At 65.4% G+C, this 18,265-nt stretch carries 16 protein-coding genes and 1 pseudogene; all 17 read right to left on the bottom strand.

From position 1 onward, the window contains the following. Positions 1 to 20 precede the first annotated feature (20 nt). Positions 21 to 1,043, bottom strand: coding sequence for a hypothetical protein (locus CA951_RS02755; protein ID WP_143542977.1), 1,023 nt, complete (start codon positions 1,041 to 1,043; stop codon positions 21 to 23). 61 nt (positions 1,044 to 1,104) lie between these two features. Next, positions 1,105 to 2,526, bottom strand: a complete 1,422-nt coding sequence (locus tag CA951_RS02750; protein WP_087555407.1) for a CHAT domain-containing protein — start codon at positions 2,524 to 2,526, stop codon at positions 1,105 to 1,107. Then, a complete protein-coding gene (locus CA951_RS02745; RefSeq protein ID WP_087555406.1) occupies positions 2,523 to 3,962 on the bottom strand; it encodes a hypothetical protein in 1,440 nt (479 codons plus the stop codon). Before CA951_RS02745 ends, CA951_RS02750 begins: the two co-directional genes overlap by 4 nt. Continuing rightward, entirely contained in the window at positions 3,962 to 5,401 is a 1,440-nt protein-coding gene (locus tag CA951_RS02740; protein ID WP_143542976.1) for a hypothetical protein, read from the bottom strand. Before CA951_RS02740 ends, CA951_RS02745 begins: the two co-directional genes overlap by 1 nt. 118 nt (positions 5,402 to 5,519) lie before the next feature. Beyond that, positions 5,520 to 6,059: an NYN domain-containing protein gene (locus tag CA951_RS02735; protein WP_087555404.1), complete on the bottom strand. Its 540-nt coding sequence runs from the start codon at positions 6,057 to 6,059 to the stop codon at positions 5,520 to 5,522. A gap of 89 nt (positions 6,060 to 6,148) precedes the next feature. After that, positions 6,149 to 6,901 carry a hypothetical protein gene (locus CA951_RS02730; protein WP_143542975.1) on the bottom strand — a complete coding sequence of 251 codons (753 nt, stop codon included), beginning with the start codon at positions 6,899 to 6,901 and terminating at the stop codon, positions 6,149 to 6,151. A gap of 97 nt (positions 6,902 to 6,998) precedes the next feature. After that, a complete protein-coding gene (locus CA951_RS02725; RefSeq protein WP_087555402.1) occupies positions 6,999 to 7,439 on the bottom strand; it encodes a hypothetical protein in 441 nt (146 codons plus the stop codon). A 128-nt stretch (positions 7,440 to 7,567) separates the two neighbouring features. Further along, complete coding sequence (locus tag CA951_RS02720; protein ID WP_087555401.1) at positions 7,568 to 8,845, bottom strand: hypothetical protein; 1,278 nt, start codon at positions 8,843 to 8,845, stop codon at positions 7,568 to 7,570. Between the two features lie 126 nt (positions 8,846 to 8,971). Further along, entirely contained in the window at positions 8,972 to 9,319 is a 348-nt protein-coding gene (locus CA951_RS02715) for a hypothetical protein (RefSeq protein WP_179220090.1), read from the bottom strand. 155 nt (positions 9,320 to 9,474) lie between these two features. Continuing rightward, positions 9,475 to 9,741: a hypothetical protein gene (locus CA951_RS02710; RefSeq protein WP_087555399.1), complete on the bottom strand. Its 267-nt coding sequence runs from the start codon at positions 9,739 to 9,741 to the stop codon at positions 9,475 to 9,477. Positions 9,742 to 9,864: 123 nt separating this feature from the next. Further along, positions 9,865 to 10,656 carry a hypothetical protein gene (locus CA951_RS02705; protein WP_087555398.1) on the bottom strand — a complete coding sequence of 264 codons (792 nt, stop codon included), beginning with the start codon at positions 10,654 to 10,656 and terminating at the stop codon, positions 9,865 to 9,867. An 811-nt stretch (positions 10,657 to 11,467) separates the two neighbouring features. Next, positions 11,468 to 12,344, bottom strand: a pseudogene (locus CA951_RS02700) (IS5 family transposase). A gap of 224 nt (positions 12,345 to 12,568) precedes the next feature. After that, positions 12,569 to 13,168: an NYN domain-containing protein gene (locus CA951_RS02695; RefSeq protein ID WP_087555397.1), complete on the bottom strand. Its 600-nt coding sequence runs from the start codon at positions 13,166 to 13,168 to the stop codon at positions 12,569 to 12,571. 490 nt (positions 13,169 to 13,658) lie between these two features. Beyond that, the gene (locus CA951_RS02685) at positions 13,659 to 14,438 is read right to left on the bottom strand and encodes a CHAP domain-containing protein (protein WP_087555395.1); all 780 of its coding nucleotides are present in this window, start codon (positions 14,436 to 14,438) and stop codon (positions 13,659 to 13,661) included. Between the two features lie 600 nt (positions 14,439 to 15,038). Further along, positions 15,039 to 15,260, bottom strand: a complete 222-nt coding sequence (locus tag CA951_RS44880) for a hypothetical protein (RefSeq protein WP_179220089.1) — start codon at positions 15,258 to 15,260, stop codon at positions 15,039 to 15,041. A 338-nt stretch (positions 15,261 to 15,598) separates the two neighbouring features. Next, a complete protein-coding gene (locus CA951_RS02675; protein ID WP_087555394.1) occupies positions 15,599 to 16,411 on the bottom strand; it encodes an ATP-binding protein in 813 nt (270 codons plus the stop codon). Then, positions 16,408 to 18,207: an IS21 family transposase gene (gene istA / locus CA951_RS02670; protein ID WP_087555393.1), complete on the bottom strand. Its 1,800-nt coding sequence runs from the start codon at positions 18,205 to 18,207 to the stop codon at positions 16,408 to 16,410. Before istA ends, CA951_RS02675 begins: the two co-directional genes overlap by 4 nt. Between the last annotated feature and the right edge of the window lie 58 nt (positions 18,208 to 18,265).

The raw sequence follows: 18,265 nt of genomic DNA, 5'->3' as shown, positions 1-18,265 counted from the left end.
TCACCTGAGTCACTCGAATATCAGGCTCTCCGAATATCCAGGCCAGGGTGGGCCTCGAGCAGCGACTCGTACATGTTCCGCATCGACCAGATCGCCGACCGCACTTCCTGCAGCCATTCGGCGGTGGTCCAATCGCCGCGTACTTCCGATTCACCGCTGGTACCGATGTGTGCACCGACAGAGGTGATCGTCGCAGCGCAGGCGACGCCCAATTCGGCGATAGCCTGCGCATGCTGGAAGGGCGCATGAATCGCGGAGGTGACGATCAGAAGATGGTCGCCTTCTTCGATCGCTGCGGTTTCGCGGAAGAAGCGGTAGGTATCACTGGTCGTGGCCCGTGGCTTGCCGGGCCCGGGCGACGCAGCCAGGCCGATCACCGGTAGGGGCTCAAATGCGATGTGGCGGACCTCGCTCGGGGCCTGTCGCGCTTTGTCTTCGACGCCGAGATCAGGAAGCTGCATCATGTACCGGAGAGCGGCCGCCATCGCATCGAGTTCATCGTCGATCGTGCCGAGACCGAGTCTGTCCGCCACCGCATGTTCGTCGTTGGTTACTTCTCGCCGACTTCCTAACCCCCACACCGTGTTCACGGTCATGTGGTCAGCGACCAGCTTCGACAGCAGTTCTGCTCGCAGGATGCAGCTGTTGAGCCGACCACCCAAGACGAGCGCATGGTCGACCGGATCCACCCCGGCGGAGGGCTGCTCGGTTGGTTCTCGGAACAGCCGAGCGATGAGGGAGTCGACGACTTCAGTGACGTGGGGGTCGAACCGACTTTGGCGTGCTTCCCACCGTTCGCCCCCTTGTCGGAAGTCGAAGATTTCCCGCGAGATTCTTTCGGCCTCGTGGAGGCGGTTCCGCAGTCCTGAGGACTCGATGCGGTGCCCGAAGAGTTCGAAGAGCTCGGTCATCTCGGCCGAGTTCAACCACTGCTCGACCCATCCGGCGATTCCCGCCGGGTCACGCGTATCGGCATCGAAATCGATGATGGAGTATTCGACGGCGGAGCCGGGGGTGCTGGTGGAGCGGCTGAGGATCGACACGGGGGACAGTATGCCCGAGTATGTCGCCATCGGGAGTACGTCTGAGTCGGCCCGCTCGGGGTCAGGGGTTGTGGTCGTCATCGGGTTCCTGTTCTCTTCGTGCGGGGGCGTAGGTGTGGGTCAAAGACGCCCACAGCAGTGGCGAATACTGGATGCCGCCGGTCTCGCGCCACAGCTGGAGTTGGCCGCGCTGCCACTCGGTCAGGTATGCGATGGGGTCGTCGAGGGTGTGGGCATGGTCGACCGCCAATGCGACCTCCACGGTGGGATGGACGTCACGGGAAAGGTGCGGATAGCGTTGGCGAATACCCCCGTCAGTGGGGAGCGTCCAGCGGGTGGTTGTTACTAGTTCTGCACCGGCATCGAGCGTGGCCATCACCAGCCCGAACGTTTCGGACGAACGATAGTCGACGCCGCCCTCGCAGGCGATGATCGCTACCCGTGGCGGCATGGGCCAGATCTCGGACCCGGCTTGGGCGGTATCCGCACCGTAGTATTTCCAGACATTCCGGTCCGTGGTCATCGTGGTTCCGAGCATCAGATCCAGCGCCGACAAGGGCCGGTGATCATCGGATGTGGCCGGTACCGGCATGCCTTCGGGCCCGAGCCTGCTTCGGCGCATGGGTTCGGCCATCCCCCACGTTGCGGCGGTGTCGCTCAGATGGAGTGAGGCCGTGCCGGGTTCGTCCGGAGTTGCCGAGACATGACCGAAGTAGAACAACCGAGATCGAGTCGTCCGAAGGCGCGTGGACAGCGCGCCTCGCGTCATCATTGTGCCGGGCATGGTGCGGTTGGTGCGGCCATCGGCGCCGTCAGTGTTCTCGTACTTTCGGATGCGGTCACGCATCACCCGCCAATCTCCGACGGGGAGAGTCGGCTTGAGCCCATGCTCGGTAACCCGGCCCGGAATCTTGGGGTCGATGATGAACAACGGCGGATACGTGCGGAGCTCGCCCCATGGCCGGACCTGTGCGTTGCGGGCGGAGTGAACGGTGGCCGGCGGGTCGTGGATGATGTCGACCACATCGACCAGGCGCTGGTCGCCGGAGATGGCCAGTGTCTCCCAGGGGATCCGCGCCAACTGCGGGCTGGGTGTCAACCGAAGCCGGATTCGCAGACCCGAGTTGGTCCGGGCGAGTAATTGTTCCACCAGCGGACCCGGGAGCACCGCCGCGGCCAGTTCCTCGGCAAGCGCCCGCTCCGAGGCACGGTTGGCGAATGCTCCGTCTGTCAATCCCCGGCTGACTGCCGTCTCGGCGTCTTCTCCATCCATCGGCGTGATCAGCGCGTGGGCGAGCTGATCGAGACCGGCGGTCAGAGCGGTGGCCGAGAGCCGGGCAGCGTAAGGGGTCGCCGCGTCGTCGAGCCACCTCCAGGTCACATACGTGTCACCGGCGTCGGCGGTCCGTACTAACAGGTCCACAGCCGGAGCCGAACGTCCCTGGCCGCCGGATGTACCGGCGGCCAGGGAGTCGATGCTCAATTGTCGTCCTCGTCCCACGGATCGGCGGGGATCATTTCCGCGAGCAGCGACGGCACATCCCCTGCCTCACTGGTGAACGCAGTATCGAGGTCGGCGAGGTAACCCAGGATGACCTCATGGCGGGCTTGCAGCGCCGTGACAATTTCTTCGGACGAATCAGGGTGCTGCGCCAGATATTCGGTGATCGTCGCCGCTGCTGTATCCGCCGCCGTAATGGCGCGCTCGATGTGATCGTCGCGTACCTGTGCGGCCGTATCGAGCAGTGTCTCGTCGGCGTCTGCCGGGACCGTGTGGACCGCAGCCAGGGCGGTGCGGTGATGATTCCACGCGTCCAGCATCCACCGATCCACCGTCATCTGCAGCTGTCCCACCTCGTTCAGACGAAGCGAATCGAGGTCGGTGTCCGCGCAGTAGACCCCGAAATGCAGGACGTCAGGATGGAATCCGCGACATGGTAACTGCGCGATCACAGATCGGCCCTGAACTTGAAGTGGAACCGACGCGACCATACGGCCAGTGTCTTTCTCGGCGCAGTATGCGAGTAGTTGCTGGGTCTCGAGGCACAGCGGGTCGACATCGGCTGCAAGTGCCACGCTCACCGTCGCCTGATCGGCGTCTACATCATACTCGACCAGCATTTCGCGATCGCCTGCGCCCGACCACGCGAGCACCCGCGGCGGGACGGTCGCCGGGTCGATCGCGGCCGCGTCGACACTGAGCTGATCGGTCTGCGGACCGAGTGTGTCAGCACCCAGATGAGACGCGCCGACAATGTCAGCGAGCTCCCACTGGCTCAGCGCCTCCGCCAACACGAGATCGTCGAGGACGGAGCCAGCCTGCAGCGCCGCCGCCAACTCGAGGATGTCGGAGCCCCAGCCGGCGTCGGTGACGGCCTGACTGGCGTCCCGGGTGATCTCGCGCAACTCCTCGGCGGGGCCGCCGACGAGGTCACCGTCGAGGCACTGCCGTCCCAAGGCCATCAAGGTGGGGGAAGCGAGTGCGAACAGCCGTGCGGCAGCCGGGGTGTTACCCGTGCGGTACTGGCTGGACGCCTCATCGAGGATCAGGGCGCTCTCGTCTACTGGACGCACAGCCCAACGCTGGACCGCTGCAACCAGCGCCCGCCGGATCCACGGCCCAGTCAGGTGCGGCGCCGGAGCCATCGTCACGGTTACTCCGTTCGAGATCGCGTGCTCGATCAGCTCGGTAAGACCGGTATCGCAGAATGCAGTTGCGAGTGCGTCGATGTCACCACCGGGAGCCAACACCCAGCTCAGTACCCTGCCCGGGTACGCGGCGTCGACCTCGATGGTTGCGCCGCGACCAACGGTGATTTCGACGGGTGCCACAGCGGGCGGCTGCGGTGACCACCAGGACACCGCGCCATCGGATGTGCTCGTCTGAACACCGTCGGGCACCATCTCATGTGCCGTCATTATTTCTTCTCCATTCCCGCGTCATCGCGGCTTTTTTCCAAGAGTGAGTTGACCTCGGCAGTGCGCGCACGCCAGGTCTCGGTTCGTTTCCGTGTCCCGACCAGGCTCAGGTCGTCGGCATGCTCAACCACCGACGAGAAAGCGATCCGCAGCATCGTCTCGATATCCTTTGCCGCCTGGGCCGCAGTATTGCTCCGAGCTGTGGTGGGCTTACCCTTCCGCCAAACCTGCATCACCAGAGGATGCAACTGGGTGAAGTCGACCCGATCTGCGACCGCGGCACCGTTGTCTAGGATGGCGCGGGCATACTGTTTTTCCCAGCAGTCGATCGGCACGTCATTGGCGATGACGGCGGCGGGATAACCGTTGAGAGCTGTCCGCATCTGGTCCAGTAGATTCCGGAATTCGACGCGGTCGAAAGTCTCCGTATCACTGTCCCCGCCCCATGCAGTCACCGCACCGTGATCGTCAAGGCCGGTGGTGAGGGATTCGTCCGACCTGATCCGCTTTTCGTATTGAATCTGTCTGCGCATATGAGTGGCGTGCACCGCCTTGACCCGCTTGAACAAGATAAAGGCGTCGGTGACCTCTTGGCCGTCGATCATCCAGTTCGTCAGGGTTGTGTGAGTGCTCGCCCACGCCTCACCGAGCACGTCGGTGTGCTGTTTGAGCAACTCGGGACGGTCGCTGAGCAACTGGGTCAGAAGGGCAGTGGCGCGGGCCTTCTCTCGCTCGGTTGCCTCACGGCGAACACCGGTGGGCTCACCAAAGTCGGCGAGCGTATCGATGCAGTCGTTCAGTGCGATCTGCACGTCGACATCGGGTGGTACATCGGTCGGCGTCGAGGCGAGCCTGTCCCGGTAGGTGATCAGGGCACCCGCGTAGCCGCGCATGGCCGCCGACAGCACCTCATCGTGGCTGATTTGTGGATCTTCGAGGAATCGATCGACATCGGCTTGGGTGGTGATCACCGACATGTCGTTGCGCACACCCAGCAACTCTCCTCGTGCGGCAACACAAGCGTCATTGCGCTCGAATTCGCGGACCGCGTCAGAGACCCGTTTAGGAAGCCCCTCCGGTCGCCGGGATTTGGCCTCCACTCGGAATCCTCCGCTGTAGCGAGCCAAGGGGTCACCGTAACGGGCGTAGAGCAGTGACACCTGCCACCAGCCGTCGGCGTCGCCAGTTTCAGATTTCACCGACTGATGGTGCGCCAGCCCCGCCGCCGTGGCGCCGAACACGTCCTTCACCCAAGGGCGGATCCCAAGTGCGCTCGACCACGCTGACAGCTCAGGAGTGAACACCTTCTTCTCCGGTTTTGGTGACGGTGCTGCGACGACCCACTTGTCGATCAACCGAGTTCGGGAGATCGCAACGTCATGGCCTTCTGCCCACCATCGCGGTGTCAGCCAATCCGGGTACTTCGACTCGTCCTGCATTCTCCAACCTCCGGTTTTGAACACACAAGCGCGGTGATCATGGTGTATGAGTACATACCACTGTCTGGCCTGGCGGGGCGGTCTATTACAGACCGCCCCGCCAGCGCCGCGAGACTGTCTATCGAGTGGGGACCGGGGACAACCCCTTGTGGAAGCGACGCTGCAGGTCGGTCAGGTAGTACTGACTCGGGCAGGCCCGGTACAACTCCGCAGAGGTCCACCCCCCGCCGATTGCCTGCACGACCAGCATCCCTGCCGTGGTCAGATTCTCGGCGAGGGAGGTGAAGAAGTGATCGCCCGAGGCGATCACCACCTGCTGGAACCGGGCCTGCGCCCACCCGAGAGGAACCGCGTCGACTAGCGCATGGTCGGCGCCGTCGGGGCGATTGTGGCCGACGACCTTCTGGACCGTACCGGGCAGTGCGAGGAATGCAGTCAGCGCGTTCTTCTCCGACACAGCGACCAGGACGTGATCGTCCCAGCGGACATCGAGGCAGCGTCGGTATTCTTCCCACGCCGCCGTGCACGTCTGCGTGGTGACCTGCCCGTCGACGAGGTTTTCCAGGTCGATCAGGTGCAGGGTGCGGGGACGGACGCTGCGATGCCTGCCCGTACGCGGAATGCGACGGTGAACAGCAGAAATGGGGGCGGTGGTCATCGGACTCTCCTCTGGTTGTGACCGGTGGGCGGTAACGGCGTTCACTGGGTTCACCGTTCCCCCACCGGCCGGCGGGATCAGAACCGTTGTTATTGATGCTTTTCCAGGGTTTGCCCGGTCACCGTGGCGAGGACACGCCCGAAAACCAGGCCGGTTTCCTGCGGATCGGTGCCGTCAAACCGCATCGGTCCCGCGTAGGGGTACGTCTGGGCCCACTCGGGGGCCACATCGATGTCATCGCCGGGGACAAGCAGGAACAGGTCGCTGATCCCGGCTGCTCGCACCTGGGCTCGGCCCGCGTCGGGATCGCCGGTCAGATCTGACATCAACCCGTCCGACAAGAGCACGACTGCGGTGCGGCAGGGGGTGGGAGGAAGGTGTGCGGCCGCTGAGATCACCGGCGCGAACAAGGTATCCCCACCGTCGATGTTCAACGATCCGATGGTCGGCCGCGAGGTCACTGAGACCGGTTCCAGCACGGTCTGGACGTGGTCTGCGAAGGCGAAGACGGCGAGCTCGTCGTCGGGCCGGAGATTGTCCGGGGCCCAGTTCACGAACTGTGCCAAGGCCTGTTCGCGCGGGAGAGCGAAGGCGCTCATCGATCCGGACTGGTCATTGGCGACGACCACCCGCACACATCCGGGGCCGCGGTCACCGACCAAGGCGACGTCGTCCAGGGATGCCGGTGCGGTCATCGCCTTCCACAAGGGAACTGCACAGACCACCGCGAGCAGCGCCACCAGAAGCAGCCACGGCCAACGCCGCAGGTTCTCCGATGCGGCGGTACGGAGGACTCCGGTCCGCCGGAGCGAACCCGGTGCCCGTAACGATGAGGAACTCATAGTGTTTCCCTTTCCGGTGATTGGAGTTCGAGGACCAGAGCGATGGGAACGGCCGGGGCTGTCCCAGATAGCGCAGGATGCTGCCCAACCCATCGGGTCAATCGGAACCGGGGGAGGACAGACGCAGTATCCGAGCGATGAGCGTGCCGGGGAACGGATACCGGTCGGGGGGAAAGAGGCCGGCCAGTGTCGCCATGAGTACGCCGTCGCCGAGGAGAAGCTCGAGCAGTGCGGTCTCGGTGACGGCTACCCGCCGGGCATGGGCTTCCTCGGTTCCGTCGGAGCTGTTCGGTTCGCTCGCTGCCAGCGCTTCGAGAAGGAGCGGAAACGCCGCGGCCCTCGCCATGTTCTCGGGAATCGACTCGAGAACGGTGTACAAGGTATCGGCGAACTGCTGGCACGGGCGGCCGGGAAAGTAGTCGTCTCGGCCGCGGATGAGTTCAGTGACGTTGGCGTAGGTCGCCACCGTGCTCAGGGCACCGCGATCGTAGGTGATGAGGGTCCTGTGTAGCTGGTGGGTGAAGCGTTCGTGATCCATGTCGGTCTCCTGACGCCGGTGTGTTCTGCCACCTACACCGATTCCCCACCCGAGCGGTCGTAGCGGAATAGGTTCCCCTTGCCGGGTGGCTGGCCGAGGCGCCAGCCACCCGGCAAGGGAGGTTCAGCTCACGCGACGTGCGTGTCGGTGTCCTCATCGAACGGGTCGATCGGCTTGTGATGGCCCGTCTCGTGGCGGTGAGACAGTAATGACACGGGCGCGACGGGCGCGCCGTGCATCGGTGGGGTATTTGCCTGCAGCTGCGCGAACGCGGCATCGAGAATTCGGAGCGGAATGTCGATGTGCGGCAGATCCAAGCGCGGGGCAATCCGAATCCCGCCACGGCCGCCACTGGGTGCCGGATTGATCATCGTGATGTTCGCATCACCAGTGGCCCCGGCACGGGCAGCAAGCACGTGAGTGTCTGCGGCGGACAGTGCGCTCTCCATGTCGTCCATGAGCGTGTGCAGTGTGGTCTGCAGTGCATCCCATGCGGTGATCCAGTTGGTGAGAGCCTTGGTCTGCGCGTCGACCAATCGGGCGTGCTGACGCCGATCGGATCGGATTCGCCGGGCCAGCGCGGCATCCGAGGGTGCGGCGAAGGGGGCAGCGAAGGCACGCAGACCCGCGTCGAGCAGCAGCGCCGTGACGAAAACCGTCGCCATGACCTGCGCCGGTGGGTGCGCTACCACCAGACCCGGAATCTGTCCCTGTCCGTCGTAGCGCCAGACGACGAGCTTGAAGGTAGCGACACCCACGACCGCCAGGAGAGCCGTCGCGCAGAGCAATGCTACGTACGCGAGAGCGCCGCGGCCGCCGATTGCACCGGAATGCACACCGCGGACCGTGCACACCGACGCCGCGAACCAACGGGCGGCGGCGATGCCGGCGATCGGAACCAACATCGACAACACCACGACCATCGTCCGCTCCAGCAAGCTGGCGTCGGCCTGTAGGTCAGCGGAGAACATGTAGTAATAGAAGGCGAGCTCGGCGACCAGCACGATCGACTCGAGCAGAATCAAGAACGGCCCGCTGATGAGTGGGATCGCGGAGTTGACGCGGTGCGCCAGGTCCGCGGTGCGATGTTCGTGGTGGGTCCGTTCCCGCAAATCCCGCTCCGCCGCCTGAGCATTGGCGGTGAACCGTTCGTGAGCGGCGGCGCGTCGGTGATAGGCACCGACCGCCCGGGTGAGTCGGTTGCGTCTGCGCTGGACCTTCCGGTGAGCGGACCGCTCGATACCCACCCCCGTCGTGCGGGCAAGGACATCGGCGATCCACTCGGCCGGTGACCGGGTGTCGGTGGTGCCGGGCGTGTGGGCTTTGAGCGTCGAGGACAGGGCCGCGCTTACGCGACCTCCCCCGGCGATCGAGGACGCTCGACGGCGGCCGAAGACTGGAAACATGACATCCCTTTCGACGAACTGGATGGCCCCATTGAGTGGCCGTGACATCGACGACACCGTTCCCCCACCCGACGTGTCATCGGATATCCGCACGGAAGACTTTCGCCGAGATGGGGGATGTGGGTTCTAGCGGAAGGCGAATCGTCCCAACCACCAGCTGACCGATAAGAACACCGCCGCCTGCAGCGGCCGTGTGAGGACGAGATCGACCATCGATGCTGCGCTGTCGAGGGCGGCCACCACCAGGGCAGGAAGCAGACCATCGATGGTGTGAAAGGTCCAGAGGTAGACGACCACGAAATACAGAACCGGAAGGAGCAGGGCGGCCGCGACACCGAGTCGGCACAGCCCCACCCACCGGGCGCGTTCGGTGAACCGGTCGAGGCCGCCATCGCGGCGTTTGAGACGAATCTTGCCCAGCGGGGCGTCCACCTCACGCAGGTCCCCGAACCCTGTATCGAAGCGCACTGTCACCGACTGATGCAGCCACCCGTGAGGGCCGTCGACGACAACCCCGCGCGTGCCTGGCTGGATCCCGGAACCCGGGAACAAATGCTCGGTCAGAGACATCGGGATGGTGTCGGTAGCGGTCACCCAGTCCCCACGCCGTGGAGGAGGCCTAAACAAACTCATGGCAACCGAATCCGGAGACGGGGGAGCCGCTCACCAGGGCGGAGGGTCTCCCGGTTCTCCATATCGAGTCCATCGATCCCGGACTCGCGCATCCGATCTTTGCTGGCCTCGTCCGCATCGGAGAGATCCCCGATCTGTTGCTCGACACGGGTGCGGTTGCGCTCGTCCTCGGTGGGCTGATCCGGGCCGAGGGCGCCGAGGGCGCCGAATACGAGTCCGGCGGTCCCGACGACGACGGCGGCATTGGTCTTCCAACCAGGCATGACGATGTCCTATCTTCGAGAAGGCTTGCCTACGGCGTTGAGGTGGGTGGAGTGAAACCACCCGGTGGGAGGGCGCCGGGTCCCGAATCCCGAGTGGACCCGGCGCCGCAAGCCCGTGGGCTCCTAGCCCCCGGTGGGTGCGGTGGTGCCGGTGCGGGTGTGGAGATGAAGATCCGCACCGAGGAGAGCCGTCCAGAAGCCGGTGACGGCTGTGCGGTCAGTTTCCGGGAGCGGCGGAGAGGTTTCGGCGAGATGGAACCAGTGCACCGGCACCCCCGCCGGCAACGTCCAGGTTCCGCCACGACGGACCTGGTCCGCGGTGGCAACCGGATCAACCGGAGCGGTGAACAGGTTCAACTCCGCAGTGGTGTTGATGCCGTCGGAAATCACCACTATCTGGCTCGGGGCTTGCCGTGCGGCCCCGGACATCGCGGCCAGAAGGTCCGTGTTGTCACCCACCGGCAGGGTGTCCGGGGTGTGCAACCAATCTCGGACGCAGCCGAGGGCCGCCTGCCGGTGCTGGTCGGCCGTGCGACTGGTTTTGCCGGGTGCCGGATCCAAGGAGATCGGCTTCCCCACGGTGGGCGGGACACCGCTTCCGTTGACGCCGATGGTCTGCATCACCGCACCTGTGCTTTGGATCTGCGCCAAGACCGGAGCCAAATCCGGAGACAGTTCCAGATCCCGTACGGAACCGGTGCGGTCGACGATGACGGTCGCAAGCGGGGCGTCCGCGGCGATCGGTTGCGCCGCGAAGTGTGCGCAGGTAGCAGGGTCGGTACCCGACAATCCGGAAATCGTGGTAGCCGGCGTGGATCCGGGTTGTCCGGTCGACTCGGAACTGCAGCCGGAGAGCAGCACGGCAGCAGCGGCGGCGGCACACGCGAGGGCGTGTACGGGGCGGGCGGTGATCATGAGGAGCCTTTCGTTGGCGGGGCGGGTTGTGCGGGCACCACGGCGGATGGTGGTCGTTTACTGCTGTCTGCAGTACCGAACCCCCACCCAGGACGACGAGGGATTCGGTGCGAGTTCGGCTTGATCGTGAGTCATCTGCCCTCGATCAGGGCGACGGTTTCGGTAAGGTTTCGGCGTAATCACCAGCGTCGAGCAGGATCTCGAAGTCACGAGGCTGGCGATTGGTCAATCCCACAGCAGGACGCTGCCCGACTCAGTACTCGTTTCCGCGGACACCGTGACAGCGAGGTCGAAGTGCGGAGTGGGTCAGTTTGGGCAATCTCACGGACAAGGTGCGCAGATCATTGATCACCGGGGAGCCCCTGAAAGTGCTGAACCGTCCCTTCTTGGGCGGCGATACCGGGTCTTCCGTCGGCGAGCGGCATGGTGGGTTTTCCTCGGCGAGTGCAGTTCACGAATCGGACCGCATCGGCATCGCGGTTCCGACTGGACAACCGTTCCCCCACCCGCGGACGTGGTTGTATCGGTTGTCCGGTCGGCCGGGATTGCTCCCCGGGCGGGGAGCGCTACGAGATCGCCGGTTGTGATCGGGCAGGGTTGGTCTGCTCTTGGTGCCGGTCTGCCTCACGCCCGGGGACACCCATTCGTCGAGAAACGAGGTGTTCCCGTCGCGGCGCTCAAGAGTCGGCCCATCGTCGCCGCCCATGTGATGCGGATGAAGGCTGCTGACCTTGCTGTGTCCCGTGAGGGGCGAGGGCGGTGGCGGCCTGGTGTAATTCGACCTACTCACTATGGGTCTAGAGCGTGTCTGCTATTTGCGGACACGGTGATGAATTACAAGCGCACCGAGGAGTACGCCACCGAGGAAGGTGGTGGCGTACTTGTCGTAGCGCGTGGCGATGCCGCGCCACTGCTTGAGGCGCCCGAAACCACGCTCGACGGTGTTGCGCTCGCGGTAGAGGTCTTCGTCGAATGCCGGCGGTCGACCCCCATCCGGCCCCTTGGCCTTGCGGCGTCGGATCTGGTCCTTCCGCTCGGGGATGGTGTGCGAAATTCTGCGTTCCCGCAGATGCTTTCGGGTGCTCGGGTGCGAGTACGCCTTGTCCGCCAGCAGCCGGAACGCTTCGGCGTCCTGGGCGCGGTGCGCGTCGAGCAGCGGCGCCAGGTAGGGGTTGTCGCCTGCCTGTCCCGGCGAGAGCAGCAGCGTCAGCGGACAGCAGAACGTGTCGGTCAGGGCGTGGATCTTGGTGCTCAGCCCACCGCGGGAGCGGCCGAGTGCGTGGTCTGCGGGTTCGTTGGCCAGATTCTTGTCATTCGACCGAGCCCCCTGTGTGGGCATCGGTCAGGGCGCCGGCGGAGTGCTGGTGGGCACGGACAACGGTCGAATCGATCGACAGCAGGCGTTGGAGCTGTTCCTCTCGTTCGGGGGCCGCCGCCCGGACGGCCGCGAACATCCGCACGTAGGTGCCGTCGTCTGACCAGCGGCGATGGCGTTCCCAGATCGACTGCCACGGACCGAAGTGGTCGGGCAGATCGCGCCACGGTGATCCGGTGCGAAATCGCCAGACGATTCCTTCCAAGGTCAATCGATGGTCGTTCCACGGACGTCCGCGCCGGCCCGCCGATGCGGGTAGGACGGGCTCGATCACGGTCCACAGGTCATCGGAGATCTCATTGGCGCGCAACACCTACCCAGCATCACGCATCAATCCCCAATTAAGCAGACACGCTCTAGTCGTTCACGGTGCGGATCGCGTCCCTTTCTGCACCGTTGCGCGCCGCGACCCCACGGGTGTGAATTCAGCCCAGTTTCCCGGGAAAGGGAGGCGGCGGGTGGAATGCCGCGCGTGAATCGCTGCAGCCGAGTTTGGTGCGTACCCAGGTGTGGCGAAATCCATCGAGGGCATTGTCATTAGCCTGTGCATGTCGAGCGCGGCATCGGAGTGTGCAGGCGGGTGGGAAGGTAATACTGGCGTGGGCACGCCCGATACAGCGCTGTAGAGCTGGTACCGATGCCGATCACCTGAGCGACGTTCACCCCGCGGAGCCGCAGCGCGGCAGCAAGCGGGGCGAAGATATGGTCACAAGATCCGATTAACACCCGCGTGGATTCTGGGTCGACCGTGTCGATGTCAAGGGCAGCCAGCAATGCCCGATCGGCGCCGTCCGGTCCGTTGTCGCCGAGAACGATCTCGACCGCCGACGGCAGTGTGCTACTTATCGTGTGACGATGGCGGCAGGCTACGGCGACTACTACTCGGTCGGTGGCGCTGATCCCTACCGTCTGCTGGTATTCGTTCCAGGCCCGGGCGATAGTGGCCGGTGTGAGGTACCCGCCGACAAGGTTCTCCAGGTCCAACAAGTGCACCGCGGTCGTATCGCAAGGGCTCGCTATGTCGCCGGGGTGATCGATCCGGGACGGCAGGGCGATCTGTCTTTTGAGGCGGAGAGCGCACACCACGCCGCAGAATTTGATGAGTAGACGGACGGAGGTAGCGACGAAAGTTGGCATGAGAGCCTCTCGATGGGCAGATGCAGGGGACACCCTCGGTACCGAATCCCCACCACCGGGTGCCGGGCTCGATACGACGCAAAGTTCCGTCCGCGGCACTGGCGAAGCGTGGCCGATGCGCGCAAGGTGTGGCAGCGGAGATACTGATCGCAGTCAAAGCCCGGCAGTTCGTCGTCGTCTCGGTCATCGAGCGCGACGACGTCGACACGTTCGCCGAGAACCTACGAGTGGGAATTTCGATTTGCGGGCCCGGCGGTGAGGCTGCCCGCGGTCAGTCTTCGTCAGGGCACCGCGACCGAAGGTCGATTTGTATTTCTCGGTTGTCGGCCACAGCGATTGCTCTGTAAAAGGCCCGGGTCACGTGCGCGACTGCAGTATTCCCCGTCCGGAGTCCTCAAAACGCTGATCCGTGCCCGCCGTTGCAGAAGCGAGCCCGGGCCGGACAGCGGTGGTTCCGCCGACTGTGGTGGAACCACCGACTCTCCAGCGCCTACGGCAGCAGGATGTAGGACATGCCGGGGATGTCCTTGACGGTGCGAGTGTTCCACTGCCCCACGCGACCGCCGTAATTCATCTCCGTGATCGTCACGTACACACCGTCGCCGCGACGTTCGACCCGGTCCACCCACCCGACGTGCCCGAAGTTCTGATCGGCGTAGTGCACCCCAGGCTGGAACACTACGATCGAGCGGGTCTGGGCATCGGCGACCACTGACCAGCCGGCGGCCCGGGCAGAGGTGGCCCAGTCCCTCGCATTGCCGGACAGAGCCGGGTAATACCGACGCCCGGACGCTTCGAACCACTTCTGATACGCACCCCACGTGCACTGCCCCGAGACCCCGGTGTTGCTATTGCGAGTCTGGCCCATCGCCCGTCCCGAGGCCGGCGCGGAGTTGCACGGGGGGACGACAGGGTTGTTCGACCCGGTCTCGAGCATCGCGTCGGTGATGTATCCGCCGTTGTCGAGTCGGTTCCAGATGTTGGTGCTTACCCGGTAGGGCCCACCGGTGAATACCTGTCCCCGGACGTGGCAGACGATGGTGACCCGGGCACCGTCCGGGAGGGTGCGCAGGATTCGGGTATTGGTCCCGGTCCCCTCGCGCACGTTGACGGTGGAGGTCGGACCAGATCCGGTGACAATGGTGACCACACGCGGATTCGCGTGGGCGGTCCGCGCCGAGAGCACGGCGCCGACCAGCAGTACCGCCGCGGCAGCTGCCGCGGCGGTCACGGTGCGCAGCGGAGACACGCGCAGGGAGGGGGCGGTCATAAGAGAGGCCTTTCGGTCCACGGATCCACCGCCGGGCGGTGGCTGACATCCCAAACACCGATTCCCCACCCACCGTGTGACTCGCCGTCTCAGGCCATAGTTCAATGCTCGCCTGCCAATCGACGCCCAGCGCTCATCGGCGGCACAGGAAGAAGCCGCGCATGGCTCAGGAAGCCTGTGTTGGCCAGGTCGGGAGGCTTGAGCTATTACCCAAGCTGACCTTCCCCTTCCCGCACCGTCTCCCCGGAAACCACACCTCAGCGCGTTTCTTGCGTCAAATCAGTGTCAGGGGGTGTCGATAACATGCTCGGCATAACGATCGACCAGGGCCTCCGTCCCCGCGAGCTGCCCGCGGCTGCTGTTACCGGCAACGCTGCGGCGGTGTTTTCCGGACCTGTCGGAGGCGGTGGCGGCGCGGATCGGGCGGTCAATGGGCGAGTCCTGGTCCGAGGGCACCTGCCGCACCTACGCCTCGGCGTGGCGGCGGTTCACGAACTGGTGCGCCGCCCACGGTCATGGTCCGTTGCCGGCACACGAGGCCACGGTGGCCGCCTACCTGGTCGACGCCGCCGACACCATCGGACTGGACGGGATCCGGGTCTACGCGCCGGGCATGAGTCGCCGACCGGGCACGAGATCGTGCGCGCCGCCCTGTCCGGGATCCGCCGCGACCACGCCGCCGTCGGCGACCGGCCGCAATCCCCGGGCAGGGCTGCTGGCCGCGCCGGGACCGCAGAAAGGCTCCGCGATCACAGCCAACGGCAGGCCTCGTCCGGGAGCCTCCGCCGTCGTCGGCTTCTGCACGTTCACCGGAATTGTCATCCCAACATCCATAGCGAAAGTGGCCGGAGCGGAATCACCAGCTACAGGTTCGCCATGGAGCGCCGTTCTCGGGTGTGCCGGCACGGCCCCGAGGGTTAACGAACCTCGGAAGCTGAGAACGGGTACAGCCGGTTTTTGCTGGATGGAGCCTGCTGACTTAGCGCGGTGACACACTAATTGGTGACCGACGATGCAACTGCCAGCTCTGAACGGCGGAGGAGTCAGCGATGCTGGAGGTAATCGAACGGGGTACTCGAAACGGGAGTGGTCCATCATTTGTCGCTTGCCAGGGTGATGGGACCACCTCGTTGCCACGAGCATGGGACCACCCGAAGGTGTCATCGAGCATCGACCTCGCCTTCTGAACTGTCAACCGCGCCATGCCCCGGACGGGTGCGTTGCCGGTAGGACGGGCCCTCGATGACGAGGGTGTGCGCCGCGGAGGTGAGCCGGTCGATCGCCGACTGCGCCAGCAGGGCATCGGTGGTCATCGACAGCCACTCATCAGGGGACCTATTCGAGGAGACGATCGTCGCCTTGCGGCGATGCCGCTCCACGACCAACTCGTAGAAGTCGTTGGTCTCGGTCGCGTCCAGGGGCCGAAGCGCAAAATCGTCGAGGACCAGGAGATCGACGGTGGCGATGCGCCGCATCTCCGCCTCGACCGAGTTGTCCAGCCGGGCGGCGCGCAGCCGGGCGAACAGCTTGTCCGCCCGCGCGCAGAGCACCGTCATCCGGCGCCGGATCGCGACGTGCCCGAGGGCGGTCGCCAGGTGCGTTTTTCCGACCCCCACCGGACCCAGAACCAGGACCGAGTGGCCGGCCTCGGCGAACCGCAACGACACCAGATCCGAGAGCAGGGATCGGTCGTAACGGAGGTCGTCGAGAGCGTTCCAGGTGTCGATCCGCATCGACTGATCCAGACCGGCCTTCGCCGACCGCAAAGTGGCCGAACGTGATTCCCGCCGGGACACCTCATCGGCGAGGAGCAGTTCCAGGAACGCGACGTGGCTGAGTTGGTGCTGGCGGGCCAGCGCCAGTCGCTCGGGCAGGGTGTCCTTGAGGGCGCCGAGCTTGAGGGCCTTGAGAAGGGCGATCAGGTCGGCGCCGATCGGATCGACCGGCCCCGCGGGTGTGTGTGGGGTGGTCATCGTGTCTCCTTCGTGTCGGTGTTGCCCCCGGCGATCACCGTCAGATGCCCGGTCCTCTCGGTGGCGACGCCGGTCCCGGCAGTGGCGACGGTGGTCCTCTCGGTGGCAACACCGGTCCCGGCAGTGGCAACACCGGTCCCAGAGGTGGCGGGGGTGGTCCTCTCGGTGGCAACACCGGTCCCGGCAGTGGCAACACCGGTCCCAGAGGTGGCGGGGGTGGTCCTGTCGGTGGCGAACTCGGCGGGGTCGCGGGTGAACCGGGACGGTGCCGCCGACCCGGCGGCCGGCAGCAGCGGTGNGGTGGTCTCGGTGGCGCGTTCGAGCATCGAGGCGATCTTGCTCACCGACACCACATCCAGNTCCAGCGCCGTGCTGCACGCCGCTTCGACNGGGCCGGGCCCGTAGCGNCGGACCANCCCGAGCAGCCGGTAGACCGCCCGCATCCGGATCCAGGGCAACGGATCGTCGAGCAGTCTTTCGGCGTAGATCCCAACGCAGCGGCCGTGCCCGGCGCAGGTCGTGATCAGCCGGTCCAGATCTCGCATCGCGTATCCGATCTTCTCGGTGGGCAGATCCTCCGGGTCGGTGCTGCGCCCACCGGCAGGCTGGCGCGGGTGCACCTTCACCAGGTTTCCGCGGGCGTAGAACTTCACCAGCGCACTGTCCGCCCGCACCTCGAGGATCGAACCGATCCACTGTCCCGGGATCGAATACAACGCCCTGGCGACCTCGGCATGAAAGTCGCGGTGCACCTTCACCTGTTTGAAGATCGGCACGTCGTAAACCGGCGGAACGGCCAGCAGCATCGGTGCCTCGTCCTCGTCGAACACCTCGAGCGGGCGGGCGGCGGTGGTGCCGTGCGTCCGCATCCCCGCGGTGTCACGGCACCACGCCTCGGCACGCTGTTGCGCCTCGGCTAGATCAGCGAATTCCTCACCAGCCCAGTAGTTTCCACGTACATATTGAACTGCTCTTTCGACCCTAGGTTTGTCTTTCGGCGATCGGATCCGGGCCGGATCCGTGACGAACCCGGTGTGCTGGGCGTAGTCCAGCCACCCCTGCGACAGCCGCGGATTGACCGCGTCCGCGTCGGCCACCACCGGTCTCAGGTTGTCGGGGATCAGGACCTTGAACACACCACCGAAGAAGGTCCACGCCGCTTCGCAGCCGGCGATCACCGCCGCCAGGGTCTGCGAGTACGTCAGCCACACGAACATGTGCCGCGAGTACACGGCGGTGAAGATCAGCGCGTGCACCTTGCGGCTCCGCCCGGTGTCCGGGTCGGTCAGATAGCCCAGGTAGCCGAAGTCGATCTGGCATTCGCTGCCGGGATCGCCGTCGACGATGCGGACGGTGGTGTCCTTGCGGCCGAAACCGCACCGCTCGGTGGCGAATCGGTGCAACGTCCGATACGGCACCACACAGCCCTGACGGGCCAGCAGTGTTTCGATCTTGGTGATCGTCAGCGGTGGATGCGGCCCGTCGCCCGCGACCCACGCCCGAATCTGGTCCTCGAACCCCAGCAGCTGGTCCCAGGCGGCGCCGTGTCCGCTCGGGCGGGCCGGGCGCACCGCCTCGATCACCGCGCCGATCAGCCCATCGTCGAGGGCGTCGACACAGTCGCCGCGCTGCAGCCCCGCGGCCTGGGCGGCCTCGATGTACCGCCGGGCCGTTTTGCGGTCCACCCCGCAGTGCGCCGCAATCGTGCGCAATCCCGGCGGCCGGGACCCGGGCACCCCGAGCCAGATCCGGAGCACTTCCTTGACTTCGTTCACATTGACCTCCCGAAACGCCATGCCCGTCCGCCTTCGTGACCGGGGATACCGACACGACGATCAAACGAGCGATCCGACG

This window comes from Rhodococcus sp. NCIMB 12038 (assembly GCF_002165735.1).
Classification (GTDB): domain Bacteria; phylum Actinomycetota; class Actinomycetes; order Mycobacteriales; family Mycobacteriaceae; genus Rhodococcus_F.
This window is presented reverse-complemented; position numbering and strand designations above follow the sequence as displayed.

Coding starts and splice junctions, on each gene's coding strand:
- CA951_RS02745 (WP_087555406.1), bottom strand. CDS start 3,962: ATGACGGCACATGAGATGGTGCCCGACGGTGTTCAGACGAGCACATCC.
- CA951_RS02740 (WP_143542976.1), bottom strand. CDS start 5,401: ATGCAGGACGAGTCGAAGTACCCGGATTGGCTGACACCGCGATGGTGG.
- CA951_RS02735 (WP_087555404.1), bottom strand. CDS start 6,059: ATGACCACCGCCCCCATTTCTGCTGTTCACCGTCGCATTCCGCGTACG.
- CA951_RS02730 (WP_143542975.1), bottom strand. CDS start 6,901: ATGAGTTCCTCATCGTTACGGGCACCGGGTTCGCTCCGGCGGACCGGA.
- CA951_RS02725 (WP_087555402.1), bottom strand. CDS start 7,439: ATGGATCACGAACGCTTCACCCACCAGCTACACAGGACCCTCATCACC.
- CA951_RS02720 (WP_087555401.1), bottom strand. CDS start 8,845: ATGTTTCCAGTCTTCGGCCGCCGTCGAGCGTCCTCGATCGCCGGGGGA.
- CA951_RS02710 (WP_087555399.1), bottom strand. CDS start 9,741: ATGCCTGGTTGGAAGACCAATGCCGCCGTCGTCGTCGGGACCGCCGGA.
- CA951_RS02705 (WP_087555398.1), bottom strand. CDS start 10,656: ATGATCACCGCCCGCCCCGTACACGCCCTCGCGTGTGCCGCCGCCGCT.
- CA951_RS02695 (WP_087555397.1), bottom strand. CDS start 13,168: ATGCCAACTTTCGTCGCTACCTCCGTCCGTCTACTCATCAAATTCTGC.
- CA951_RS02685 (WP_087555395.1), bottom strand. CDS start 14,438: ATGACCGCCCCCTCCCTGCGCGTGTCTCCGCTGCGCACCGTGACCGCC.
- CA951_RS44880 (WP_179220089.1), bottom strand. CDS start 15,260: ATGACAATTCCGGTGAACGTGCAGAAGCCGACGACGGCGGAGGCTCCC.
- CA951_RS02675 (WP_087555394.1), bottom strand. CDS start 16,411: ATGACCACCCCACACACACCCGCGGGGCCGGTCGATCCGATCGGCGCC.